Here is a 24,766-nt window from a genome sequence, read left to right on the forward strand (position 1 = left end):
ACTCGACCAAAGATGCGCGTGAACGTTGTCGAAGCGCACAGCCGGGCCCTCGAGCGGCCCGACGGTCATTTGCGTCGGACGCCTGACCCGTCGGGGTCGGCGATCGATCCGAGCACGAGCGCGGACTGCAGGATGAGCGCTTCACGGGCCCCGGTGGCATCCCAGCCGATCACGTCCGTGACGCGCTTGAGGCGGTAACGCACGGTGTTCGGGTGCACGAAGAGTTCGCGTGCCGTGGCCTCGAGCGAGCGTCCGTTGTCGAGGTAGCACCACAGGGTGGTCAACAGCTCGGTGGAGTGCGTCTTGAGCGGCTTGTAGATGCGGTTGACGAGGGTCGACCGTGCCACCGGGTCTCCGGCGAGGGCGCGCTCGGGCAGCAGGTCGTCGGCGAGGACGGGACGGGGCGCGTTGCGCCAGGCCCGAGCGACGGCGAAGCCGGCGAGGGCGGCCTTGGCGCTCTTCGATGCGTCGACGAGGCTCGGCACCTCGTGACCGAGCACGAGGTGCCCGTCGCCGAAGCCGGGTTCGAGGGCGCGCGCGATCTCGGTGAAGCTGGGGTGCGTCGAGGAGGCGCTGCTCTCGTCGACAGGTCCGGCCCGCCCGATGACGAGCACCAGTCGACTGCCTTGCACGCCGATGAGCACGTCGGCCTCTCGATGCCGGGCCGTGCGTCGCAACATGTCGACATCGAGCATGCGGGGAGCCGTGCCGACGAGCACGGCGACCTCGCCGTGACCGTGCCAGCCGAGCGCGGCGATGCGGCTCGGCAGCTCGTCGTCGTATTCGCCGCTCAGGATCGAGTCGACGACCAGGGCTTCGAGCCGGGCGTCCCAGAGTCCGCGGGCCTCGGCGGCCCGGGCGTAGACGTCGGCGGAGGCGAAGGCGATCTCGCGCGAGTAGAGCAGGATCGCCTCGCGGAGCGAGTCGTCGCCGTCCTTGACGCGTTCTTCGACGACCTCGACGGTGATGCGGATGAGCTGCAGCGTCTGGGTCAGGCTGACGGAGCGCAGCAGTTCACGCGGGGCGGAGCCGAACACGTCCGCCGCGATCCAGGGGGTGGACCGGGGGTCGGCGAACCAGCTGATGAACGAGGTGATGCCGGCCTGGGCGACGAGCCCGACCGCCGAGCGGCGCCCGGGAGGCATGTCCCCGTACCAGGGCAGCGTCTCTTCGAGGCGCTTGATGGTCGCGGTGGACAACTCGCCCGAGACCGTCCGCAACCACGCGAGCGTGCGCTCTTTGGTGGCCGCGGACGGCTGCAGGGGCGAGGTGGGCACCCGCTCGGTGCTCACGGGGTCGTCAGGCCTCCCCGCCGGCGGTGCCGCTGGTGCCGGCGGTGACGTCGTGCAGCTGGTAGCGATCGATGGCCTGCTGGACGACGCCCGGGTCGACCTCGCCCCGGCGGGCCAGGGCCTGCAGGGTGCGGACGACGACCGACGGGCCGTCGATCTTGAAGAACCGGCGAGCCGCGGCACGGGTGTCGCTGAAGCCGAAGCCGTCGGCACCGAGCGTCAGGTAGTCCCCGGGCACGTACTCGCGGATCTGGTCGGGCACTGCCGCCATGAAATCGCTGGTGGCGATGAACGGACCCTCGGAATCCTTGAGCTTCTCGGTGACGTAGGGCGTCTTCGGCTCGTCGTTCGGGTGCAGGAAGTTGTGCTCTTCCGCGGCCAGGCCGTCGCGGCGCAGTTCGGTCCAGCTGGTGACGCTCCAGACGTCGGCCGCGACGTTCCAGTCGTCGGCGAGCAGCTGCTGGGCCTCGAGCGCCCACGGCACACCGACGCCCGACGCGAGCAGCTGGGCACGGGGGCCCAGGTTCTCGGCGTCCTTGAGCTTGTAGATGCCGCGCACCACACCGTCGACGTCGAGGCCCTCGGGCTCGACGGGCTGGGCCATCGGCTCGTTGTAGACGGTGATGTAGTACATGACGTTCGGGTCGGAGTGCGAGGCGTTGCCGTGCTCGTCGGTGCCGTACATGCGGTCCATGCCCGACTTGACGATGTGGCCGAGCTCGTAGCCGAAGGCCGGGTCGAACGAGACGACCGCGGGGTTCGTCGAGGCGAGCAGCGGCGAGTGGCCGTCGGCGTGCTGGAGGCCTTCGCCGGTCAGTGTCGTGCGACCGGCCGTGGCACCGATGATGAACCCGCGGGCCATCTGGTCGCCGGCGGCCCACATGGCGTCGCCGGTGCGCTGGAACCCGAACATCGAGTAGAAGACGTAGACCGGGATGAGCGGTTCGCCCTGCGTGGAGTACGAGGTGCCGACGGCGGTGAAGGCCGCGAACGCGCCGGCCTCGTTGATGCCGACGTGGATGATCTGGCCCTGCGGGCTCTCCTTGTAGGCGAGCAGCAGTTCGCGGTCGACCGACGTGTAGTGCTGGCCGTTCGGGTTGTAGATCTTGGACGTCGGGAAGTAGGCGTCCATGCCGAAGGTGCGGGCCTCGTCGGGGATGATCGGCACGATGCGGTGGCCGAAGTCGGGCGAGCGCAACAGGTCTTTCAGCAGGCGGGCGAACGCCATCGTGGTGGCGACCTCTTGCTTGCCCGAGCCCTTCTTGACGACGTCGTACGTCTTCGCCTCGGGGACGGCGATCTGCGTGTACTTGCTGCGGCGCTCGGGCACGTAGCCGCCGAGCGCACGACGACGCTCCTGCATGTACTGGATCGCGTCGTCGTCCTGACCGGGGTGGTAGTACGGCGGCAGGTAGGGGTTCTCGTCGAGCTGGGCGTCGCTGATCGGGATGCGGAGCTCGTCGCGGAACTGCTTGAGGTTGTCGAGCGTCAGCTTCTTCATCTGGTGGGTCGCGTTGCGGCCCTCGAAGGACTTCCCGAGGCCGTAGCCCTTGACCGTCTTGGCGAGGATGACCGTCGGTTGGCCCTTGTGTTCGGTCGCGGCCTTGAACGCGGCGTAGACCTTGCGGTAGTCGTGGCCACCGCGCTTGAGGTTCCAGATGTCGTCGTCGGAGTAGTCCGCGACGAGCTCGAGGGCGCGCGGGTCGCGGCCGAAGAAGTTGTCGCGGACGTAACCGCCGCTCTCGGCCTTGTAGGTCTGGAAGTCGCCGTCGGGCGTGGTGTTCATGAGGTTGAGCAGCGCGCCGCTCGAGTCGTTCGCGAGCAGGGAGTCCCACTCGCGACCCCAGACGACCTTGATGACGTTCCAGCCCGCGCCGCGGAAGAACGACTCGAGCTCTTGGATGATCTTGCCGTTGCCGCGCACCGGGCCGTCGAGGCGCTGCAGGTTGCAGTTGATGATGAAGTTGAGGTTGTCGAGGCCCTCGTTGGCCGCCACCTGCAGCTGACCGCGGCTCTCGACCTCGTCCATCTCACCGTCGCCGAGGAACGCCCAGACCTGCTGGTCGCTGGCGTCCTTGATGCCGCGGTTCGTCAGGTACTTGGCGACCTGTGCCTGGTAGATCGCGTTGATCGGCCCGAGGCCCATCGACACGGTCGGGAACTGCCAGAACTCGGGCATGAGGCGCGGGTGCGGGTACGAGCTGAGTCCGCCGGAGGCGTGCGACTTCTCTTGGCGGAAGCCGTCGAGCTGGTCGGTGCCGAGACGGCCCTCGAGGTAGGCGCGCGCGTACATGCCGGGGGAGGCGTGGCCCTGGAAGAACACCTGGTCGCCGCCGCCGGAGTGGTCCTGACCGCGGAAGAAGTGGTTGTTGCCGACCTCGTACAGAGCGGCCGACGAGGCGTAGGTCGAGATGTGTCCGCCGACGGAGATGCCGGGGCGCTGAGCGCGGTGCACGGTGATCGCCGCGTTCCAGCGGACCCACTTGCGGTAGCGGCGCTCGAGCTCTTCGTCACCGGGGAACTCGGGCTCGTCTTCGGGGGCGATCGTGTTGACGTAGTCCGTCTTGGGGACCATCGGCACGCCCAGGTGCAGCTCGCTCGACCGGGTGAGCAGGCTCTTCATGATCTCGCGGGCACGTTCGTGACCCTGCGCCTTCACGAGAGCGTCGAGCGACTCGCGCCACTCGGCGGTCTCTTCGGGATCGCGATCGGCCTTGTCGACCGTGTACGGGTCCTGATCGTTAACCGTCACCCTTGACCTCAATCATCTGTGTGGAGCAGCCGTCTCTTGGAGGGCCACCGCGTGGAGTGGACAAACAGATGTCAGGCCCGTCGTGCCCGGGTTCCGAGACGTACTCCGCCTGACGCGACCACTCTAGTTGCCCCGACCGACACAGGCTCGGCACGCGCTGGGAACGCCCGGCCACGCCGTCGCTTGAAATCCGACGCGTGAGGCGTAGGATCGGCGATCGTGTCAGTCGCCGACCGCCCGGGTCGACGCGAAAGGAACGCACCCATGGCTCTGGAGAACGCCATCCAGGCTCCCGACTTCGACCTGCCGAACCAGTTCGGCGAGCGAGTGCGGTTGAGCGACTTCCGGGGCGTCAAGCCCGTGGCCCTGGTGTTCTTCCCCCTGGCGTTCAGCAGCACCTGCACCAAAGAGCTCTGCACGTTGCGCGACAACCTCGCGATGTTCCAGGACCACCGCGTCGAACTGCTGGTCGTCTCCGTCGACTCGAAGGCGACGCTTCGCGCTTTCGCCGAGGAGAAGGGCTACGACTTCACCCTGCTCGCGGACTTCTGGCCGCACGGCGAGGTCTCGAAGGAGTACGGCGTCTTCCTCGAGAACAAGGGCTTCGCGACCCGCACGACCTTCCTGATCGACGTCGACGGCGTCATCCGCGAGCACTTCGGCACCGAGCCCGGCCAGGAGCGTTCGCTCGCCGACTACCGCGCCGCGCTCGACCTGCTCGTCCCCGTCACGGCCTGAGGCCTCGGGCGACGGACCAGGAGGCGCGGGTCGGCTCGCTCACCCGCTAACCTGTACTCGCTCGCCCGGCTCGTCCCGGCGCGAGGGCCTTTAGCTCAGTTGGTAGAGCGCCACGTTTACACCGTGGATGTCATCGGTTCGAGCCCGGTAGGGCCCACCCTCAGAAGTGCTGGTCAGCAATGACCCCCTGAGCAAGACGACCGTGAGCACGTTCGGGAAGCGGCCACTGGCATCGCGCTTCAGGAAGCGGCTGACGAACGTGACGTGGTCACACACAGCCACGGTGGTGTTCTCGATGAGTACCTCGGCCGAATCGGGGCGGAGCTCGAGGACTTTCTGGCCTGGCATAGTCGAGTCATGTGGTGGAAGAAGACGAGCGACGACGAAGCGGTCCCGGTCGTCTCGCTGGAGCCTTCCCGTCACACGGCTGTCCCGGCGGCGCACCCGTTCTTCACCGGTGACGGGTTCACCCTGTCGAACCCGGAGCGGGAGACCATCGTTTACTCGGAGGGCGACCGGCGCTGGTCGCTGCTGGCGGCGTGGGGTGTGTCGCCTCCGGAAGTACGTGTCCCACGTCCCGAGGTGTGGGACGCGGTCGTCCCGCCGTGGCTCCGCGGCCGGTACGACATCGTCACCAGCCGGCTCATCGAGCATTCGGGTCACACGGTCGTGTTCGACCCTGACTCCTGGTACGACGAGACGCTGCAGTTAGTCGGCATGGAGACCGGCGGCACCCGGCAACCATGCCCGTGCTGCGACGCGGAGGTCATGACGGTCGAGCAGACGTACCCATCCGGGCAGGTCGCCCTCGAAGTCGGGCCGACGCAACGGGCCATCGAAGAGCGTCTGTCCGATGGCCGGTTCGAGGTCATCCGCGCCGACGTCCCTGTCGACGAGATCGTCGACTTGCTGATCAGCCACACGAAGTACACCATCATCACGTACCTGCGCTGCACAGTGTCGAACGAGACCATCCTGTGGGGCCTCGCCATCCGAGGCACCCCCATCTACCAGCACGTCCTGCCCATGGCGCCGTTCGCCCGGCGCTGGGAAGACGGCTACCCGCGCGTGGACAACGCACCCGACCGGCCGACGCTGAACCCCGACGCGAAAGTCTCCCCGGGCGTGCTTCCGGTGCCTGTACCGCCGTCGCGTCCGAGGCTGGCCGGCAACCGTCCCGGGGCCGACAGAGACCTCCACATCGGTGTCGGTTACTCCATCGCCGAGGCGAGCGACGGCGTCGCCTACCTGGTGCCGTTCCGCGGCCGTCACGTGTTCCCGACCCGGTGGACCGGCCGGAGGCCTGCTGTGCTCCTGCCCCGGCCCGAGCTGTGGGACGCGAATGTCCCACGGTTCCTTCGTGGGAGACGGGAGATCGTCGCCGCGCGGCTGCAGGAATGGAGCGGCCACGACGTCGAGTCCGTCACCGACGGCGTCGACGTCGAGGAGTGACACCGCACGTCAGGTGACCTGTCGGGGGTCGTCGTCGCGGCGGTCGTCGGATGTCCGACCGGTTGTCGCCGGGGCCACGTCGACGTGGTCGTCGCGACCCACGCCGGTCAGGAGGAGCGTCCCGCAGTCCTGCGTCCCGATGGGCCAGGATGGTCCCAGGACGTCGACAGGGGGCTGGGATGGACGGACGACCACAGGAGCCGGTCGACGGGGCGCAGGTCGAGGGCGCAGCGACCGAGCACACGACGACGACCGGTCGGGGCAGCGGCGTCGCGGTCGCCCTGACGTTGCCGGTGGCCCTCGTCGTGGGCTGGATCGTGCAGCTGACGGCCGTCCTGTCGCGCCTCCTCGAGCCGACCGACGATCCGACGGGCGGCTTCGGCCTCACCGGGTGGCTCGTCGTCGGTGCCGCGATCGGCGTCGGCGTGCCGCTGGTCGCGTTCGTCGGGCAGGTGCGCGCCCGGCGCCGCGACCCGTCGCTCTCGGGCGTGGCCTTCGTCGTGGCCACCCTCGTGCTCGTGGTCGGACTCGTGACCTGTGGACTCGCCGTCGTCCTGCAGTTCTCCTCGGTGGCGGCGGACCGGTACCGGACGGCGCAGCCGCCGTCCGTGGCCGAGCAGCGGTACACGGGCGAGGAGGCGGGCGACGAGCTGCGCGCGCTCGGTGACGACACCGTCCGAGCCCTCGGCGGCGATCCGACCGAGGGCTTGCGCGCCGACGGCTCGACCGTCCGGGCGTACAGCGAGGAGTGCCTCCTCGACAACGACGATCCCGGGGTCGTGTGGAGCTACTCGTACTCCGCGGACGGCCTCGTCGACGCGTCCGGCGACCCACTGCTGCCCGACGGGGTCCACGTGCTGCCGGGCACCCGCACCGACCTCGACGGCGTGCGCGAGCTCTGGTCGAGCGAGGGGATCGGGGCCGAGCAGGACCTGGTCGACTTCGACCAGATCGTCCCCGAGGCCGACTGGCTCGAGCGATGGTCGTACGTACGGGCCGGGCCGACGGTCGACATCACGACGATCTGCCTGGGGCCGTGACGGTCGAATCCGGTCGGGCGCCGGCGCGCTGATCGGCACTCAGTCGGGCGGCAGCCGGGGTATCGTCGCGGCCGTGACCACGCGCCTCACTCGGATGCTCTCCCGCGCCTCCCGCACCTCCCGCGACACCGTCCGGGTGCCGCTCGCCGCGAGGCTCGTCCTGCCACGGGCGGCGGTCCCGGTGTTCCTCCGGGCGACCGGGGCGAACCGCACCTTCGTCACCGAGGCCGGGGCGCGTCGGCGCATCCGACGAGCGTCCCTCCGCCCGGCACCGTACGGCCCGCCTGCCGTCCTCCGGGGCGACGTCCGGGTCGACGTCGAGCAGCGCGGCGGCTGGCCCGTCTACACGATCAGGCGGCGGGACGGCGCGTCGCGCGGCACCGTCGTCTACGCCCACGGCGGCGGCTGGGTGGGCGAGATCGTGTCGCAGCACTGGCACCTCGTCGCCCAGCTCGCCGCCGAGGCCCGCACGACGGTCGTCCTGCCGATCTACCCGCTGGTCCCGTACGGGACGGCTGAGGAGGCGCGGGTCGGCATCCTCGACCTGGTCGCCTCGGCAGACGGTCCGGTCGCCCTCGCGGGGGACTCGGCCGGCGGTCAGATCGTACTGTCGGCCGCCCTGTCGTTGCGTGTCGCGGGCGTCGTCGTCGCCCGGACGGTGCTGATCGCCCCGGCACTCGACCTCACCTGGAGCAACCCCCGCATCCCCGAGGTGCAGCCGACCGACCCGTGGCTCGGGACGCCCGGCGGACGCGTGCTCGCCGAGCACTGGCGGGGCGAGCTCGACCTGCGCGACCCCGTCGTCAGCCCCCTGTTCGGCGACCTCGCGGGGCTGGGCCCGGTGACGGTGTTCACGGGGACGCGAGACGTCCTGAACCCCGACGCGCACCTCCTTCGCGACCGTGCCGCGGCGGCCGGCGTCGAGCTCGAGTGGCACGAAGGGGAGGGCGACGTGCACGCCTACCCGCTGCTGCCCACCCGATCGGGTCGTGCCGCCCGCGCGCAGATCGTCCGCACGCTCCGCCGCTCGCTCGCGACCTGAGCCCGGCGGTCGATCGTCGGCCGGGGCGGCCGCTGCGTGCGACCACCCCGGCGACCGGGGCTCAGCGGCGAGCGGCGCTGCGGCGACCCGAGACGGTGACCCAGATCACGAGGACGACGATGGCGCCGATGATCGAGCCGATGATGCCGGCGGGCTGGAAGAAGCCGTCCGTCGGGTCGTGCTGGAACAGCAGGAACCCGAGGAACCCTCCGACGAACGAACCGATGATGCCCAGCAGGATCGTCATGGCGATCGAGAGGCTCTGGCGACCCGGGACGACCGCGCGGGCGATGAACCCTGCGATGAGGCCGACGACGAGCAAGCTGATGATGAGACCGATCATGGTGTTCTCCTTCCGGGAGAGATGGGCGACCGGCACCGTCGGTGCCGTGGTGTCGCAGGACCCAGCAGACCACCCCTGGAGGTGTGGCGGCACACCCCTCGGGGTGGGATGGTGTCCTCATGCCCCTCGCTCCGACCCGGTCGATCACCGTCGCACTCGTCGACGACTACGACGTCGTGCTCGCCGGTCTCGCCCACATGTTCGACCGCTACCGCGACCGGGTCGTCGTCGCCGAGATCGACGCCACGACGTCCCTGTCCGACCGGGTCGACGTCGTCCTCTACGACTCGTTCGCGCAGCCGGAGTCCGACCACCACGAGCTCGCCGAACTGGTCGCCAACCCGGCGGCCGGCAAGGTCGTCGTCTACACCTGGAACTTCCACCCCGAGCTCGTCGAGGCGGCTCTCGCGCAGGGCGTGCACGGGTACCTGTCGAAGACCCTCGCCGCCCGCGAGCTCGTGGAGGCGCTCGAAGCGGTCCATCGCGGAGAGCAGGTCGTCAGCGAGGTGCGGGGGCGCGCACCGAGCGCGCCGGGCCTCGACTGGCCCGGCCGCCGCGAGGGCATCACCGACCGTGAGTCCGAGATCCTGGCCCTGATCACCCAGGGTAAGAGCAACGCCGAGGTCGCGGCGCTGACCTACCTCAGCCCGAACACGGTCAAGTCCTACATCCGATCGGTCTACCGGAGGATCGGCGCGACGAGCCGGACGCAGGCCGTGCTGTGGGGCGTCCAGAACGGCTTCCGCCCGGACCACCACCGCATCGACCATTGGCTCGGCGGCCCGTAGGAGGCGCGCCGCGGCCTGGTCGACGGACGCTCGGCTCAGTGCGCCAGGGGTTCGCCGTCCCACGAGACGGCGACCCAGCCGCCGTCGGTCGAGCCCTCGAGGACGACGGAGCCGGTGTTGCGCAGCCCGTGGGTGCGGCTGAACTCGGCGTCGAGGTTGCGGGCGGTGTCGGCCGCCCAGACGCAGATGGCGGCTTCGTGCGACACGAGGACCGCCATCGAGTCCTCCGGCGTCGCCTCGACGACCCGATCGACCGCCGCGTGGAACCGGGCCGTGAACTCGGTGCCGCTCTCGCCCCCGGGGATGCGCGCCTCCGGATCGGTCCACCACTGCTGCATGGTGCCCGCGTACCGGGGCAGAGCCTCGGCGTAGGGCAGCCCCTCGAGATCGCCGGCGTCGATCTCGTGGGCGCCGTCGACCTCCTGGTGAGGGAGACCGAGGCTGTCGGCGACGATCGCAGCGGTCTCGCCGGCCCGGCGCAGGCGCGACGAGTGCACGGTGGCGATCGGTTCGTGGGTCAGGGCCGACGCGAGGTCGGCGGCCTGCTCGCGGCCGAGCGGAGAGAGCGGCGGGCCCGGGGGGCGCGAGCCGATGGTGCGGGCGACGTTGTCGGCGGTCTCGCCGTGGCGGATGAGGAGGAGGCGCATCGTGGCTTTCGATCGGGGCGGTTGATCCATCGTGCCACGGTGACCACCGCCGACCTGCTCCTAGCGCGCGGTGCGATCCGCCAACACGGCCCGGGCCGCCATGCCGATCACGGCGCTGTAGGTGGGGTAGGCGAAGCGCACCTCGGCCAGCGTGGCGACGTCGACACCGCCGGCCATGGCGGTGGTGACCGCCTGGACCACCTCGACGGCGTTCTCGCCGACGGCGTGGGCGCCGAGCACGAGTTCGCGCCGACGGTCGGCGATCAGCTTGAGGAAGCCCGTCTCACGGTCGTCGATCACGGCCCGGTCCACGGTCGAGTACGGGATCGTGACGACCACGCACGACTCGTCCGCCTCACGGGCCTGTTCTTCGGTGAGGCCGACGCCGGCGTAGTCCGGGTCGGTGAACCCTCCGGCCGGCAGGAGGTGGTGCGGCGTGCGGCGGTTGGCGCCGAGGACGGCGTTCTCGGCGGCGGCCTCGCCCTCGAACTGGGCGGCCTGGACGAGCATGTCGCGGCCGTTGGCGTCGCCCACGGCGAACACGTGCGGCACGACGGTCCGGAAGTACCGGTCGACGGGGATCGACGAGCGCTCCACGTCGATGCCGGCCTTCTCGAGACCGAGGTCGTCCACGTCGGCGGGCCAGCCCGTGGCCATGACGACGACGTCGAAGTCGGCCGAGGACGTCGTGTCGTCCTGCCGCCAGGTCAGGGTGATCGAGCCGTCGTCGACGCGGGCGAGGCTCTCGACGCCGTCGATGCCCGTCCGGACGTCGATGCCCTGATCGGTGAAGGCACCGGCGACGACCTCGGAGACGGAGGCGTCGGACGCCATCAGGACCCGCGGCGCGAGGTCGAGGAGCGTGACCGCACTGCCGAACGCGTCGAACACGGTGACGAGCTGCGCGCCCGTGTTGCCCGCGCCGATCACGGCGACCCGACGGGGGAGGGTCGGCAGGTCGAGGACGTGCTCGGGAACCGTGGCCAGTTCGCTACCCGGGATCGGCAGCCGGCGCGAGTGGCCACCGACGCAGATCAGGATCGACGCGGCCGAGATCGTCCGACCGCTGTCGAGGACGAGGGTGGAGTCGTCGACGAACCGGGCCCGGCCTTCGTGGACCAGGTCGACGCCGGCGGCCTCGAACCGCTCGGCCTCCCGCTTGATGGACCGCACCTTGTCGACGCGCTCCCGGACGCGCGCGACGGTCGACGCCCAGTCGATCGTCGGGGGAGCGACGTCGACGCCGTAGACGTCGGCATGTCGGGTCTCGCGGATCAGCCGGGCCGTCTTGGCCAGCACGCGCGTGGGCACGCACCCGGTGTTCACGCAGGTGCCGCCCTCGAGCCCCGCTTCGAGGACGACGACGCGTGCCCCGAGTTCGGCTGCGCGCAGGGCTGCCGCGGTGCCCGCCGGACCGGCGCCGATGACGGCGACGTCGTAGTCCTTCTCCGAGATGCCCATGTGCTGCCTGCCCTTCGTCGCGTCGGTCGTCTGGGCGAACTCAACCAGGTGCGGATGGGCGGAAGCCGTCGACGACAGCGGAGGCTAGGGAGCGTCCTGGGCCGGGGGCGCCGGACGGGGATGCCGGATGGTCGACACCGTGCCCGTCACGCACACCGCGCTCGCCAGCCCGAGGGCGACGAGGAAGAGGATGCCGAGCACACCGGGAGATCCCTCGCGCATCATGCCGAGACCCGAGCCCACGAAGCAGGACAGCCACACCACGGCCGAGATGCCCCACCCGACCGCCGACCCCCGGAACGTCGGCCGGTGCAGCCTCAGCCGGCCTCGGTCCCGTGTCGTCTCGTCATCCATGGAGCCCCCTCGTCGTCGTCGACCTCTCCACCGTACGTCTGGGGCCCGGTGGGCTCAAGGGTCCCCACGACGCCACGGCAGGGTTCAGATCCCGGGCTTGGCCAGCTCGCCCGTCACGTACTGGGCTCGTCCGAAGCCGAACGACCAGTCGGCGGCGGTGTTCTCGACGAAGCCGATCACGAGGTCCTCTCCGGCGACGCCGACGTCGGCGAGCCCGGACGCGAGCGCGGCGAAGAACGCCTGCTTCTCGTCGGTGCTGCGGCCTTCCTGGGTGAAGATCTGGATGATGACGACCTGCTCGGAGCGGTCGATGCCGAGACCGACGTCGAGGGCGGTCAACCTGCCGACGGGGTGCTCGGTCACGATCTGGAAGCGGTCCCGCTCGGGCAGGCCGTAGACCTCGACGAGCGTGGCCATGAGGGTGTCGCCGATGGCGGCGATCTGATCGTCGGTTCGACCCTCGACGAGGTCGATGCGGATGAGGGGCATGGGGGTCCTTGCGTGCGGGGAGAGGCGACCCGGTCGGGTCGCACCGACCATCTGTAGTCCTCGAGACCGGGAGCTGCTCGATCACGGCCGTCACCGACGGACCGCAGAGCGCAAGTCCCGGGGGCTCGTGTGTCGGTTTGAGACGACGGGTGTCGCGTGGCGTCACGCGACTGGTCGGGGGGTCGACGCGTCCGTAGGTTCGGGCCTCGACGAAAGGTTCGCCCATGCTCCGACCTCCTTCCCGACGCCTCCCCGTGGTCGCCACGACCGCCGCCGCGCTCGTCGCGCTGCTCGCCGGCTGCTCGGGCGCCGCCTCCGCCGAGGTCGTCGACCGTGGCCCCGTCCGCGGCGGCACCCTCGTCTACGCCACCGACCGCGAGCCCACCTGCCTCGACCCGCACAACTCCGGGGACATGCCCCAGACCTACGTCGCCCGGCAGTACCTCGACTCCCTCGTCTCGCTGCAGGCGGACGGCAGCGTCGTGCCCTGGCTCGCCACCTCGTGGACGATCTCGGACGACGGCACGCAGTACGACTTCACCCTGAAGGAGGGCGTCGAGTTCCACGACGGCACCCCGCTCGACGCGCAGGCCGTCGTCGACAACTTCACCCAGATCCTCGACCCGGCCACGCAGTCGTCGACCGACCTGCTCTACCTGACCGGGTACTTCGAGAGCGCGACCGCCCTGTCCGAGCACGTCGTCCGGATCGACCTCTCCCGCCCCTACTCGCCGCTGCTCGCCGCCCTGTCGCAGGCGTTCTTCGGCATCGAGTCGCCGACGGCGATGGCGCGCGGCCTCGAGGAGAACTGCGAGTCGCCGGTCGGCACCGGACCGTTCGAGGTCGTCGCGTGGAACCACGGCCGAGACGTGCAGCTCGTGCGCAACGACGACTACGACTCGGCCCCCGCCGACGCGAAGCACCAGGGCCCCGCCTACCTCGACGGCATCACCTGGCGGTTCCTCAAGGACAACACCACCCGGTACGGCGCGCTCGGCTCGGGCGAGGCCGACGTCATCTTCAACGTGCCGCCCGAGAGCCAGCAGCTCGCCGAGGCCGACCCCGCGATCAGCCTGCAGGAGTTCGTCCACTCGGGCTCGCCGTTCAGCCTCGACCTCAACACGACCAGCCCGGTGTTCGACGACATCCGCGTGCGGAAGGCCTTCGTCCACGCCTCGAACGCCCGCGCCGCCGTCGAGAGCGCCTACGCCGGCGTCTTCCCGTACGAAGGCGACGCCGTCTCGTCCGGCACGCCGCACTACGACGAGACCTACCACGAGCCGTTCCCGTACGACCCCGACGAAGCGAACCGCCTGCTCGACGACGCCGGGTGGACCGGCCGCGACGCCGACGGACACCGCACCAAGGACGGAGTGACCCTGACCGTGCGCCTGCCCTACAACGCGGACGGTGCCGAGACGCCGCCCGCCGACCTGACGATCCTGCAGAACATCCAGGCGATGGAGAAGGAGGTCGGCATCGAGGTCGACCTCGAGGCGCTGGACTCCGCCAGCATGAACGCCGTCTGGGGCGATCCCGACGCGTACGACCTCATCGGCAACTACTGGAACAGCCCCACGCCGCACGTGATGTACATCAAGTACTCGAAGGCGACCCTGGACGTCGGCAACGGCCAAAACTCGGCCTTCGCCTCGGACGACGAACTCGACCGCGTCCTGATCGCGGGCACGGCCACCACCGATCCGACCGAACAGGCGGCTCTCTACTCCGAGGCCCAGCGCATCCTCACCTCGAAGGCCTGGAGCCTGCCGCTCTACCCGATCCAGACACGGCTGGGCATCTCGAACCGGGTGAAGGACGTGTGGATCGAGCCCTCCGAAGGCGAGCCGGTGCTGTCGGACGCCTACTTCGTGGACGGCGGCGACCGATGAACCCCTGGGCCCTCCGCATCGCTCGTCGCGTCGCCGAGTCGGTCGTCCTGCTGCTGGCCGTCGGCACCATCGTGTTCTTCCTCGAGCACGCCGTGCCCGGCGACCCCGCCGTCGCCATCCTCGGGGGCGCGGCCGCCCACCCGACACCCGAGGCCGTCGCCGCCGTGACGGCCCAGTACGGGTTCGACCGCCCCCTGCTCGCGCAGTACGGCTCGTTCCTGCTCGGCCTCGTCCGGCTCGACTTCGGCGAGTCGTACACGCTGAAGCAGTCGGTCGTCAGTGTGATCGGCGGCCAGCTCGGCTCGACCCTGGCCCTCACGGCCACCGCGCTCGGTCTCGCCTGGCTGCTGTCGATCACGTCCACGCTGCTCACCGCCGGGAGGCGCGGCCTCCTGGGCCGGATCGGCTCGGTCGTCGAGACGGTCGCGGCCGGTCTGCCGCAGTTCTGGCTCGGCCTCGTCCTGTTGCTCGTCTTCGCGGTGCGCCTCGGCTGGTTCCCGGTGATCGGCACGGGACTGCCCGGACTCGTCCTGCCGGCCCTGACCCTCGCCATCCCGCTGGCCGGGTTCCTCGGGCAGGTCACGCGCGACGAGTTCGAGGACGCCCAGGACCAGCCGTTCGCGCTTTCGGCACGGGCTCGTGGCCTGTCCGAGGCCGCCGTCCGGGCACGACACCTCCTCCGCCACGCCGCTCTGCCGGGCATCACCCTCTCGGGGTGGGGCCTCGGCTCGCTGATCTCGGGAGCGGTCGTCGTCGAGGTCGTCTTCGCCCGCCAGGGAGTCGGCCAGGTGCTCGTCACCGCGGTGAACGCGCAGGACCTCCCTCTCGTCATCGGCATCACCTTCGTCGTGGCCCTCGTCTACGTCGTCGCGAACGTCCTCACCGACGTCGCGTACGTCGCCGTCGATCCCCGGCTGCGCACCACGATCGGAGCACCCGCATGAGCACCACGTCCACCGCCACCGCGGCGCCCCCCGTCCCCGCCGCGACCGACCGGCCGACCGGTCCGCACGACGCCGGTCCGCACGAGGTCGGTCTGCACGACGCCGACCCGGCGGCCACCGCGCCCGGACCGCGTCGCGTGCGCCGCGCCTCCCACCCGCTCCGCCGGGTCTCGACCTGGGTGGCCGCCGCCTTCATCGCGGCCGTCCTCCTCGCGGCGGTCTGGCCGAGTCTGCTCGCGCCGGCCGACCCCCTCGCGATCGACCTCGCGAAGAGCTTCGCAGCGCCGAGCGCCGAGCACGTGTTCGGCACGGACCAGTCCGGGCGCGACGTCTACTCGCGCGTCGTGCACGGGGCCGGGCAGTCGGTGCTGATCGGCGTGGGGGCGACCGCCCTCGGGCTGGCCGGCGCCACGTTGCTGGGCCTGCTCGGGGGACTCGGCGGTCGGGCCGTCGACGCGGTCGTCACCCGCGTGATCGAGGTGCTCTACGCGTTCCCCGGCATCCTGCTCGCCCTCATCCTCGTCGCGATCGCCGGCAACTCGGCCGGGACGCAGATCCTCGCCGTCGGCGTCGCCACGATCCCCGGCTACGCCCGGATGGTCCGAGGCCAGGTTCTCGCCGTGCGGGACTCGTCGTACGTCCAGGCGGAGCGCGCCCTGGGCCACGGGCCGGTCCACGTGCTCGTCCACACCCTGCTGCCCAACGCGTTCCGGCCGTTGACCGTGTTGGTCACCCTGGGCATCGGCCAGGCGATCGTCTGGGCGTCGGCGCTGGGCTTCCTCGGCATGGGCGTCCAGCCCCCGGCCCCGGAGTGGGGCGCGATGCTCAACGCCGGCCGCAACTACCTGCAGCAGGCCTGGTGGCTCGACTTCTTCCCCGGCGTCGTCATCGTGTTGCTCGCGTTGTCGCTGACGGCCGTCGGCCGGAGCATCCAGACCCTCACCACCCCGGGAGGCGCGCGATGAGCCCCGAACCCGTCGTCGACCCCGAGGCCGTGCGACTCGACACGGCCGGCCCGCTCGTCGACGTGCGGGGCCTGTCGGTCGCGTTCGGCGGCAGCACGGTCGTCCGCGACGTCTCGTTCACCGTCGAGGCCGGGCGCTGCACGGCCATCGTGGGGGAGTCCGGCTCGGGGAAGAGCGTCACGGCGAAGGCGCTGCTCGGACTCAACGGCCACACCGCCGCGACGACCGCCTCGACCCTCCGGCTCGCCGGTCGCGACCTCACCGACCTCGGCGACCGCGACTGGCAGCGCCTGCGCGGTCGTGAGATCGGGTACGTCCTGCAGGACGCCCTCGTTTCGCTCGACCCGCTGCGCCGCGTCGGGGCCGAGATCGCGGAGCCCCTCCGCGTCCACCGGTACGGCGATCGACGGGCCCGCGAGGCCCGGGTGATCGAGCTGCTCGAGCGGGTCGGCGTCCCCGAACCGCGCCTCCGGGCCCGCCAGCTGCCCTCGCAACTGTCCGGGGGCCTCCGGCAGCGTGCACTGATCGCCGCGGCCGTGGCCCTCGAGCCCGCGGTCCTGATCGCCGACGAGCCGACCACCGCGCTCGACACGACCGTCCAGGCGCAGATCCTCGCCCTGCTCGACGAGTTGCGCACCGGCGGCGCGGGACTCGTCCTGATCAGCCACGACCTCGGCGTGGTCGAACGTCTCGCCGACGAGGTCGTGGTCATGCAGCACGGCGTCGTGGTCGAGCAGGGGCCGACCGACCAGGTGCTCGGGGCGCCGAGCCACCCCTACACGCAGCGTCTGCTGGCGGCGATCCCCACGGCGCACGCCCGGGGCAGCCGCCTCTCGTCGGCGGCTCCGGCGACCCTCGCGGCCCGTCCCGCGGACCGGCCCGTCCCCGCCCCGGGCACCCCCGTGCTCGAGGTGCGTCACGTCAGCAAGCGCTACCGCGGGCCGGATCGCGTCACCCGCACGGTCGTCGACGACGTCTCGTTCACCCTGCACGCGGGCGAGACCCTCGGCATCGTCGGCGAGTCGGGCTCGGGCAAGTCGACCACCGCCGCGATCGCCCTGGCGCTGACGGTCCCGGACGAGGGCGAGGTGCTGTTCGAGGGCCGGCCCTGGTCGGCCCTGCGCGAGCGGGAGCGGCGACCCGACCGACCGCGCATCGCGACGGTCTCGCAGGACCCCCTGAGCTCGTTCGACCCCCGTCGGTCGGTCGGCCAGCTCGTCACGGGAGCCCTGCGCGCCGCGGCGAGCGCGCGGGGCGGTCAGGGGGCCACGGCGGCGGACGCCCGTGCCCGCGTCGACGACCTGCTCGCCGGAGTCGGGCTCGACCCCGGCCTGGCCGGCCGCCACCCGTCGACCCTCTCGGGCGGCCAGCGCCAGCGGGTGGCCATCGCCCGCGCGCTGGCCACCGACCCGGACGTGCTCGTCCTCGACGAGGCCGTGAGTGCCCTCGACGTGTCGGTGCAGGCGCAGGTGCTCGACCTGTTGGCCGACATCCGCGCCCGCTACGGCACCTCGGCCCTGTTCATCTCGCACGACCTCGGCGTCATCCGGAACGTGAGCGACCGCGTGCTCGTCCTGAAGGACGGACGGGTCGTCGAGGAGGGGCGGGTCGAGCAGGTGCTCGAGCGTCCCGTCGCCGAGTACACGCGCCGTCTGCTCGCCGCCGTTCCCGGTGGCGGCCTGTCCGCCACCACCACCCACACCACCACGACCACCACGACCACCACCGATCCCACCGGAGGCCCCCGATGACCGACACGACCACCGTCGCACCGACTCCCACGCCGACCCGCGAGGACCTGCTCGCCCGGTTCGAGCCCGTGTTCGACCGCATCGCCGAGGGCGCCGTCGACCGTGAGCGGAGGCGCGAGCTGCCGTTCGAGCAGGTGCGGCAGCTGGCGGAGTCCGGCTTCACGGCCGTCACCGTGCCGGTCGAGCTCGGCGGCTCGGGCGCCCGGCCGTCCGACCTTTTCGCCCTGCTCGTGCGGCTGGCGCGGGCCGACTCGAACCTGCCGCAGCTGCTGCGGGCGCACTTCGCCTTCGTCGAGGAGTTGCTGCTCGACACCTCGGACGACCTCGTGCGGCGCGGCCCCTGGCTCGAGCAGGTCGCGGCGGGCGAGGTGTTCGGCAATGCGAGCCACGAGCGCAGTGCCGCCCGGGTGGGGTCGCTCGTGACGCACCTCGTGCCGGACGGTGACGGCTGGCGGCTGCACGGCGAGAAGCACTACAGCACGGGCACGCTCTTCGCCGACTGGACGACCGTGACCGCGACGACGCCGGCCGGCCGGGTCGTCGGGGTGACGGTGCGGGTCGACGACGACGGGGTCGACGTGCGCGACGACTGGAACGGGTTCGGCCAGCGGCTCACCGGCAGCGGGACGACGCGCTTCGACGGCGTGCGGGTCGAGCCGTCCCAGATCAGGCCCCAGCGCGACGAGCGTCGCACGCCCTTGCCGGCCTTCCTGCAGACCGTGCTGTTGGCCTCGCTGGCCGGCGTCGCGTCGGCGGCGGAACGCGATGCCGTCGAGTTCGTGCGCACCCGCACCCGCACCTACAGTCAGGGCGTCGCGGCGACGGCCGCCGCCGACCCGCTGGTCCAGTCGGTCGTGGGGCGGGTCTCGGCGGACGCCCTCGCGGCCGAGTCCCTGGTGCTGAGCGCGGCCGCGGCGATCGACCGTGCCCACGACGCCGTGGTGGCCGGACATCCGGATGCATTCGACCGCATCGAGGCGGCCGAGCTCGTCACCATCCGGGCGCAGGTGACGGTGGTCGAGGTCGCGCTCCGGGCGACGACGACCCTGTTCGAGGTCGGGGGAGCCAGCGCCACCGATCGTGACCGTGCGCTCGACCGGCACTGGCGGAACGCCCGGACCCTCTCGTCGCACAACCCGGTCGTGCTGCAGCAGCGGGTGATCGGCGACCGTCTCGTCAACGACGCCCCGTTGACCTACTTCTGGTCCACCGGGCAGGCCTGAGGGACCGGCCCGAGCGGGGCGTCGGTGGGGCGGCGACCGGTCACCGGCCCGCGACGATCTCGTCGGCGTTGTCGAGGATCCAGTCCATCAGCGGCACGAGGCGGGCGGCGAGGTCGGTGCCGCGTTCGGTCAGCGAGTAGTCGACCCGCGGCGGGATCGTCGGCTGGGCGGCGCGGTGGACGATGCCGTCGGCCTCGAGGGTCTTCAGGGTCGAGGCGAGCATCTTCTCGCTGACGCCCTCGATCTCGCGTCTCAACTCGCCCCACCGCAGTGGACCGCGTTCGAGCGCCAGCAGGATGAGCACGCCCCACCGACTCGTCACGTGGGTCAGCACCACGCGGCTCGGGCACTCCGCCGGGAAACGACCGGAGGGGGCAGGGCGGGCAGGGTTCACGATTCCGACGTCCACGTCAGTAGCTTACGAAAAGGTGCGTACCTGCAGATGGGAAGTCCCGGTGGATCGTCGTCGTTGTCCCGGGCACGCAACCGAAAGGAACACCATGTCCACGATCGTCACCGCCGCCTCCGGTCAGCTCGGCCGCCTCGTCGTCGAGTCCCTCCTCGCCCGCGGCGCAGCCCCGGAGAGCGTCGTCGCCACGTCGCGCGACGTCTCGAAGCTGGCCGACCTCGCCGAGCGCGGCGTCCGCACCGCCGAGCTCGACTACACCCGACCCGACACGATCGCCGCCGTCGTCGACGCGGGCGACGTCGTCGTCCTGATCTCGAGCGACGCGGTGGGCCAGCGTGTCCCGCAGCACGCCGCCGTGATCGACGCGGCGAAGGCCGCCGGTGCCGCCCGCATCGTCTACACGAGCGTCCTCGCGGCCTCGACCTCGCCCCTGATCCTCGCGCCCGAGCACAAGGCGACCGAGGAGCACCTCGCCGCCTCCGGCGTCCCCGTCACGCTGCTGCGGAACGGCTGGTACACCGAGAACTACGTCGGCGAGATCGCCACCGCCCGCGACTCCGGCGTGGTCGCCGCGAGCGTGGGGAACGGCCGTCTCGCCAGCGCCAGCCGCCGGGACTACGCCGAGGCCGCCGCGGTCGCGGCCCTCGACGAGTCGACCGCCGGTCGCACCTTCGAGCTGTCCGGCGACCACGCCTGGGACTTCGACGAGTTCGCCGAGGCGCTCTCGGTCGTCACGGGCCGACCCGTCCGCTACGAGTCGCTCACGCCCGAGCAGCACGCCGAGCGCCTGCGCGGCTTCGGCCTGGACGAGGGCACGGTCGGCTTCGTCGTCGCGCTCGACGGCAACATCCGCGACGGGCTGCTCGCCGACACGAGCGGCGACCTCTCCGGTCTGATCGGCCGCCCGACGACCCCGCTCGTCGAGGCCCTCGCCGCCGCCTCGGCGTAGGAACGCCGCCCGCCGGACGGGAGACCGCAGGAGGCGCGGTGCCGGGACGACCGGCACCGCGCCTCCTCGTCGGATACCTTCCCGATGCGGGTGGGCCGGTCCCCGGCGTCGACGGTCGGGTCCCGGTGTCTAGGCTCGGGGCATGGCAACCCTCGTCCTCGTCCGACACGGACGCACCACCGCCAACGCGAGCGGCGTGCTCGCCGGACGGACGGCGGGCGTCCGGCTCGACGACGTCGGACGCGAGCAGGCGCGGCGGACGGCCGAGCGGCTCGCGGTCGTGCCGCTCGTCGGCGTCGTGTCGAGCCCGCTCGAGCGCTGCCGTCAGACGGCGCGGGCGATCCTCGACCGCCAGTCCGGCACGCCGGTGACGCCGATCGAGCGCGGCATCACCGAGTGCGACTACGGCGACTGGCAGGGTCGGCCCCTCAAGGAGCTCGCGGGCGAGTCGCTCTGGTCGGTCGTGCAGAACCAGCCGTCGGCCGCGGTGTTCCCCGGTGGCGAGTCGCTCCAGACCATGCAGGCCCGGGCGGTCGCCGCGGTCCGTCGTCACGACGCCGCGTTCGAGGCCGAACACGGTCCGGGCGCCGTGTGGGTCGCCGTCAGCCACGGCGACATCATCAAGTCGATCCTCGCCGATGCCTACGGCATGCACCTCGACCTCTTCCAGCGCATCAACGTCGGCCCGGCCTCGGTGTCGATCGTCCGCTACGGGCCGAACCGACCCGACGTCGTCGCCACGAACACCGACTCGGGCGACCTCTCGTGGCTGCGGCAGGCGGCTCCCGCGGCCGACGCCGCCGTCGGAGGAGGCGCGGGTCCGGCGAGCGGCTCGGCCGCCGACGACGAGCCTCCCGCGACCTGAGCGTCGGCGGCGGGGCGCTCGTAGACTCGCGGCATGCCCTCCATCGTCCACACCTTCGACTGGCCGGACCGAGTCGTCGTCGGGACCGTCGGTCGCCCCGGTTCCCGTGCGTTCTACCTCCAGGCCCGTGACGGCGCGCGCGTCACGAGCGTCGGCCTCGAGAAGATGCAGTCGGCCGCCCTCGCCGAGAAGATCGACGAGATCCTCGACCAGGTGATGGCCGCCGACGGCAACCCGGTCAGCGTGCCCACCGGCATCCCGGTCGAGCTCGTCGACAACGAGCCGCTCGACCAACCCGTCGAACCCGAGTTCCGGGCCGGGGCGCTCAGCCTCGGCTGGGACCCGTCGACCGCCCAGGTCGTCATCGAGGCGTTCCCGCTGATCGAGGTCGACGACGACGCCGAGGCCGACGACACCGAGCTCGAGCCCGACGAGGTCATGGTCGTGCGCATCCCCGTCGGCACGGCGCGGGCGTTCGCGGCGCGCACCCTCGAGATCGTCGGGGCCGGTCGGCCGCTCTGCCCCTTCTGCGGCCAGCCGATCGACCCCGAGGGGCACGTCTGCGTCCTGCCCGGCGACGTCTGATGTCGTCGGCGTCGGCGTCGGCCTCGGCTGAGGACGCTCCGACCGAGGTGACCGGCACCGTGCCCTCGGACGACGTCGAGCTCGAGCTCACCGGGCGCATCCGCACGGCCTCGAACGCGTCCTTCCTGGCCCGCCTCGGCGACGTGTCGGTCATCTACAAGCCCGTGGCCGGCGAACGGCCGCTCTGGGACTTCCCGGACGGACGGCTCGCCGACCGCGAGGTCGCGGCCTACCTCGTCTCCGAGGCCCTGGGCTGGGACGTCGTGCCGCGCACCTGGCTACGCGACGGTCCGCTCGGCGAGGGCATGGTCCAGCTCTGGCAGGACGTCGACCCGGAGCAGGACGCCGTCGACCTCGTGCCGGTCGACGACCTGCCCGACGACGGATGGCGGCTCGTGCTCGAGGGGGACGGCGACGACGGTCCGGTGGCCCTGATCCACGAGGACACCGCGGCCCTCCGACGCATGGCCGTCTTCGACGTCGTGGCCAACAACGCCGACCGCAAGGGTGCCCACGTGCTCGCGCTGCCCGACGGGCGGCGGTACGGCGTCGACCACGGCCTCACCTTCCACGCCGAACACAAGCTGCGCACGGTGCTGTGGGGGTGGATCGGCGACCCGCTGACCGCGGACGAGGTCGACGGGGTCGGCCGCGTCCGATCCGCCCTCTCGGGCTCGCTGGGCTCGACCCTGGCTGCTCTCCTCACCCCCGACGAACTCGAGGCGCTCGACGATCGCTGCGCGCGCCTCCTCGCGTCGCCCGTCTTCCCCGAGCCGCACGGCCCTATGCCGGCGGTTCCGTGGCCCGTGTTCTGACGTACGACCCGACGACGGCCGCCCCGAGGTCGTCCAGGTCGGGGGCCGTCACTGTGCCGTCGACGCGCCGCGCCATGCCCTCGACGAAGCGGGCGAGCCCCGGGTCGTCACCGAGCCGGAAGAACGTCGTGTGCGCGCCGAGGCGGCGGGCCACGTCGAGCTGCTCGACGGCCCGCAGGATCGTCACGGGGTGCGGCGGGTAGTCGAAGAAGACCTCACCGCCGGGCTCGAGGTGCGAGGTCGGCTCGCCGTCGGTCACGATCAGCAGGACGGGCTGTGCCGTGGGGTGCTTGCGGAAGTGCCGATTGGCGAGCAGCAGCGCGTGATGCAGGTTCGTGCCCTTGTCCCACTTCGCGTCGAGGGCGACGAGCTGCTCGATCGGCATGACCTCGGCGTGCCGGCCGAACCCGATGAGCTGCAGGTCGTCTCCGCGGAAGCGCGACGTGATCAGGGTGTGCAGGGCGAGGGCCGTGCGCTTCATCGGCACCCAGCGGTCCTCCATCGCCATGGAGAACGACGTGTCGACGAGCAGGGCGACGCAGGCCTGCGTCCGGGCGTCCGTCTCGTGCACCTCGACGTCGCCGATCTCGATCCGCACCCCGCCGTCGGTCCGGCCGCCCTCGGCGGCGGTCCGCGTGACCGCGTTCGTGATCGTCCGGGTCACGTCCCACGGCTCGGTGTCGCCGAAGGCCCATTCGCGACTCGCGCCGGAGCGATCGCCGAGGGCTCCCGTGGACCGCAACTCGCGCCTCCCCGCTCGTCCCGACATCTTCGCGGCGACGTCGCGCAGCAGTGTCTTGCCGAGCTGCCTCATGGCCCGGGGCGTCAGGGCCAGCGTGCCGTCGGCGCGACGGCGGAGGGCACCCGAGTCGCGGAGGGCCTTCTCGAGCCGCCGCAGGGCCGCGGCGTCAACGGCGGCCTGCTCGCCCAGCTGGCGGCGCAGGGCATCCAGGTCGACGTCGTCGAGCGAGGACCCACGCGACTGCTGGGCCAGTTGTTCCGCGAGCGCGTCGAGGTCGGCGAGGTCCTGGAAGACCCCCGTGCCGTCGCCGAGCCCGAGGCCCTGTTCGCCGTCGAGACCTTCCGATCCGCTCCAGTCCTGGCCCGGCCGGAGCGATCGCAGCGTGCCGTCCAGCTGCTCGAGCGACTGCATCAGCTCGGGCGAGCCGAAGGCCTGCTGCGCCAGCCCGTCCAGCTCGGCACGCTGCTCGGCCGACATCGAGTTGCGCAGCCGCTGGGCGGCCGCGGCCCGGGCGGCGAGGGCGTCGATCAGCTCGTCGACGTCGGACGGCTGCTCGGGGAACGTGTCGCCATGCTTCGCCATGAAGTCGTCGAACTGCTCAGGGGTGTCCTCGCCGCGGGCGTGCGCGTCGAGCAAGGCGTTGAGGTCGCGCAGCATCTCGGCGACGGCTGCGCGGTCGGCCTCGCTCGCGTTCTCGAGGGCACTCTTCATCCCCGCGAACCGCTGGTCGAGCATCTCGCGACCGAGGAGGTCCTTGATCTGCTCGTATGCCTGACCGGCCTCGCCGCTCTGCCACCGGTAGTCCGACAGCTCGGCCACGGCGCCGGCCGGGGACGGCGGCAGGCTGTCGAGCTGGAGCTGGGCCAGGGCGCGGTCGCCGTCGTCGAGGTCGACGTCGCGGGCGAGCTGGGCGCGTTCGGCTCGCAGGGCTCGGTCGAGCAGTTCGCGGACCTCCTGGAGCGTGCCGTCCAGGTGGTGGTCCCGGGTGAGGGCACGCCGACGTTCGGCGACCTGTCGGGCGAGGTCGTCGAGGCCGGTCCGGTCGCGGCCTCCACGGCGGAGGAACTCGCGGAGCGCCGCCTCGGCACTCGTGCCGGCCATGACGTCGCGCCCGACGGCGTCGAGCGCCTCGGACAGGTCGGCAGGAGGCGCGAGCGGGTCGGGACCGTCGGCGTACCTCTGGTAGCGCGCGGCCCGGTGCAACCGCCGGTTCGCCCTAGCCACGTCG

Annotated in this window: 23 protein-coding genes and 1 tRNA gene; 15 read left to right on the forward strand and 9 right to left on the reverse strand. The window is 71.7% G+C overall.

Features of this window, described 5'->3' with window-relative positions; translation table 11 throughout:
* Positions 1-65 precede the first annotated feature (65 nt).
* Complete coding sequence (locus tag ASG28_RS04490) at positions 66-1,277, reverse strand: PucR family transcriptional regulator (RefSeq protein WP_055976900.1); 1,212 nt, start codon at positions 1,275-1,277, stop codon at positions 66-68.
* 22 nt (positions 1,278-1,299) lie between these two features.
* Positions 1,300-4,044 (reverse strand): pyruvate dehydrogenase (acetyl-transferring), homodimeric type, encoded by a 2,745-nt coding sequence (aceE, locus tag ASG28_RS04495; protein WP_055972479.1) that lies wholly within the window; start codon positions 4,042-4,044, stop codon positions 1,300-1,302.
* A gap of 264 nt (positions 4,045-4,308) precedes the next feature.
* On the opposite strand from aceE, the gene ASG28_RS04500 reads away from it, so the two are divergent.
* The 5 genes from ASG28_RS04500 to ASG28_RS04520 all read left to right on the forward strand — a co-directional run bounded on the left by ASG28_RS04500 (position 4,309) and on the right by ASG28_RS04520 (position 8,316).
* Positions 4,309-4,782 (forward strand): peroxiredoxin, encoded by a 474-nt coding sequence (locus tag ASG28_RS04500; protein ID WP_043592615.1) that lies wholly within the window; start codon positions 4,309-4,311, stop codon positions 4,780-4,782.
* An 84-nt stretch (positions 4,783-4,866) separates the two neighbouring features.
* A tRNA-Val gene (locus ASG28_RS04505) sits at positions 4,867-4,939 on the forward strand.
* A gap of 107 nt (positions 4,940-5,046) precedes the next feature.
* Positions 5,047-6,234, forward strand: coding sequence for a hypothetical protein (locus ASG28_RS04510; protein ID WP_055972482.1), 1,188 nt, complete (start codon positions 5,047-5,049; stop codon positions 6,232-6,234).
* A gap of 179 nt (positions 6,235-6,413) precedes the next feature.
* Positions 6,414-7,274 carry a hypothetical protein gene (locus ASG28_RS04515; RefSeq protein ID WP_055972485.1) on the forward strand — a complete coding sequence of 287 codons (861 nt, stop codon included), beginning with the start codon at positions 6,414-6,416 and terminating at the stop codon, positions 7,272-7,274.
* A gap of 73 nt (positions 7,275-7,347) precedes the next feature.
* Complete coding sequence (locus ASG28_RS04520; RefSeq protein ID WP_235477556.1) at positions 7,348-8,316, forward strand: alpha/beta hydrolase fold domain-containing protein; 969 nt, start codon at positions 7,348-7,350, stop codon at positions 8,314-8,316.
* A 61-nt stretch (positions 8,317-8,377) separates the two neighbouring features.
* Here the strand turns inward: ASG28_RS04520 and ASG28_RS04525 are convergent, their stop codons facing one another.
* Positions 8,378-8,659, reverse strand: coding sequence for a GlsB/YeaQ/YmgE family stress response membrane protein (locus tag ASG28_RS04525; protein WP_055976902.1), 282 nt, complete (start codon positions 8,657-8,659; stop codon positions 8,378-8,380).
* Between the two features lie 119 nt (positions 8,660-8,778).
* Between ASG28_RS04525 and ASG28_RS04530 the strand changes: the two genes are divergently transcribed.
* A complete protein-coding gene (locus ASG28_RS04530) occupies positions 8,779-9,447 on the forward strand; it encodes a response regulator transcription factor (protein ID WP_055972492.1) in 669 nt (222 codons plus the stop codon).
* Positions 9,448-9,482: 35 nt separating this feature from the next.
* On the opposite strand, the gene ASG28_RS04535 is transcribed toward ASG28_RS04530, so the two are convergent.
* From ASG28_RS04535 to ASG28_RS04550, 4 genes are all read right to left on the reverse strand, one after another.
* Entirely contained in the window at positions 9,483-10,094 is a 612-nt protein-coding gene (locus ASG28_RS04535) for a histidine phosphatase family protein (RefSeq protein ID WP_055972496.1), read from the reverse strand.
* A 60-nt stretch (positions 10,095-10,154) separates the two neighbouring features.
* Positions 10,155-11,555, reverse strand: a complete 1,401-nt coding sequence (locus ASG28_RS04540) for a dihydrolipoyl dehydrogenase family protein (RefSeq protein WP_055972499.1) — start codon at positions 11,553-11,555, stop codon at positions 10,155-10,157.
* Positions 11,556-11,639: 84 nt separating this feature from the next.
* Positions 11,640-11,909, reverse strand: coding sequence for a hypothetical protein (locus ASG28_RS04545; RefSeq protein WP_055972501.1), 270 nt, complete (start codon positions 11,907-11,909; stop codon positions 11,640-11,642).
* A gap of 84 nt (positions 11,910-11,993) precedes the next feature.
* A complete protein-coding gene (locus tag ASG28_RS04550; RefSeq protein ID WP_055972504.1) occupies positions 11,994-12,398 on the reverse strand; it encodes a tautomerase family protein in 405 nt (134 codons plus the stop codon).
* A gap of 224 nt (positions 12,399-12,622) precedes the next feature.
* Here ASG28_RS04550 and ASG28_RS04555 point away from each other — a divergent pair, with 224 nt between their 5' ends.
* From ASG28_RS04555 to ASG28_RS04575, 5 genes are read left to right on the forward strand one after another with little or no spacing between them, the layout of a single operon-like run.
* Positions 12,623-14,290 carry an ABC transporter substrate-binding protein gene (locus ASG28_RS04555; protein ID WP_082454372.1) on the forward strand — a complete coding sequence of 556 codons (1,668 nt, stop codon included), beginning with the start codon at positions 12,623-12,625 and terminating at the stop codon, positions 14,288-14,290.
* Positions 14,287-15,234 (forward strand): ABC transporter permease, encoded by a 948-nt coding sequence (locus ASG28_RS04560; protein ID WP_055972507.1) that lies wholly within the window; start codon positions 14,287-14,289, stop codon positions 15,232-15,234. Before ASG28_RS04555 ends, ASG28_RS04560 begins: the two co-directional genes overlap by 4 nt.
* Positions 15,231-16,199, forward strand: a complete 969-nt coding sequence (locus ASG28_RS04565; RefSeq protein ID WP_082454374.1) for an ABC transporter permease — start codon at positions 15,231-15,233, stop codon at positions 16,197-16,199. Before ASG28_RS04560 ends, ASG28_RS04565 begins: the two co-directional genes overlap by 4 nt.
* The gene (locus ASG28_RS04570) at positions 16,196-17,950 is read left to right on the forward strand and encodes a dipeptide ABC transporter ATP-binding protein (RefSeq protein ID WP_082454376.1); all 1,755 of its coding nucleotides are present in this window, start codon (positions 16,196-16,198) and stop codon (positions 17,948-17,950) included. The genes ASG28_RS04565 and ASG28_RS04570 overlap by 4 nt, the downstream gene beginning before the upstream one ends.
* Positions 17,947-19,173 carry an acyl-CoA dehydrogenase family protein gene (locus tag ASG28_RS04575; protein WP_055972510.1) on the forward strand — a complete coding sequence of 409 codons (1,227 nt, stop codon included), beginning with the start codon at positions 17,947-17,949 and terminating at the stop codon, positions 19,171-19,173. Before ASG28_RS04570 ends, ASG28_RS04575 begins: the two co-directional genes overlap by 4 nt.
* Before the next feature lie 40 nt (positions 19,174-19,213).
* On the opposite strand, the gene ASG28_RS04580 is transcribed toward ASG28_RS04575, so the two are convergent.
* A complete protein-coding gene (locus ASG28_RS04580) occupies positions 19,214-19,582 on the reverse strand; it encodes a winged helix-turn-helix transcriptional regulator (protein WP_082454378.1) in 369 nt (122 codons plus the stop codon).
* Positions 19,583-19,673: 91 nt separating this feature from the next.
* Between ASG28_RS04580 and ASG28_RS04585 the strand changes: the two genes are divergently transcribed.
* The 4 genes from ASG28_RS04585 (at position 19,674) to ASG28_RS04600 (ending at position 22,796) form a co-directional block, all read left to right on the forward strand.
* Positions 19,674-20,531: an NAD(P)H-binding protein gene (locus ASG28_RS04585; RefSeq protein ID WP_055972514.1), complete on the forward strand. Its 858-nt coding sequence runs from the start codon at positions 19,674-19,676 to the stop codon at positions 20,529-20,531.
* A gap of 142 nt (positions 20,532-20,673) precedes the next feature.
* Positions 20,674-21,396: a histidine phosphatase family protein gene (locus tag ASG28_RS04590; protein ID WP_055972517.1), complete on the forward strand. Its 723-nt coding sequence runs from the start codon at positions 20,674-20,676 to the stop codon at positions 21,394-21,396.
* Positions 21,397-21,429: 33 nt separating this feature from the next.
* On the forward strand, positions 21,430-21,981 hold the full coding sequence (locus tag ASG28_RS04595; RefSeq protein WP_055972520.1) for a DUF3090 domain-containing protein: 552 nt from the start codon (positions 21,430-21,432) through the stop codon (positions 21,979-21,981).
* Between the two features lie 47 nt (positions 21,982-22,028).
* Entirely contained in the window at positions 22,029-22,796 is a 768-nt protein-coding gene (locus tag ASG28_RS04600) for an SCO1664 family protein (protein WP_055976910.1), read from the forward strand.
* On the opposite strand, the gene ASG28_RS04605 is transcribed toward ASG28_RS04600, so the two are convergent.
* Positions 22,765-24,762 carry a vWA domain-containing protein gene (locus tag ASG28_RS04605; RefSeq protein WP_055972525.1) on the reverse strand — a complete coding sequence of 666 codons (1,998 nt, stop codon included), beginning with the start codon at positions 24,760-24,762 and terminating at the stop codon, positions 22,765-22,767. The genes ASG28_RS04600 and ASG28_RS04605 overlap by 32 nt on opposite strands.
* Positions 24,763-24,766: the final 4 nt, after the last annotated feature.

It is taken from the genome of Frigoribacterium sp. Leaf415, assembly GCF_001424645.1.
Lineage (GTDB): Bacteria > Actinomycetota > Actinomycetes > Actinomycetales > Microbacteriaceae > Frigoribacterium.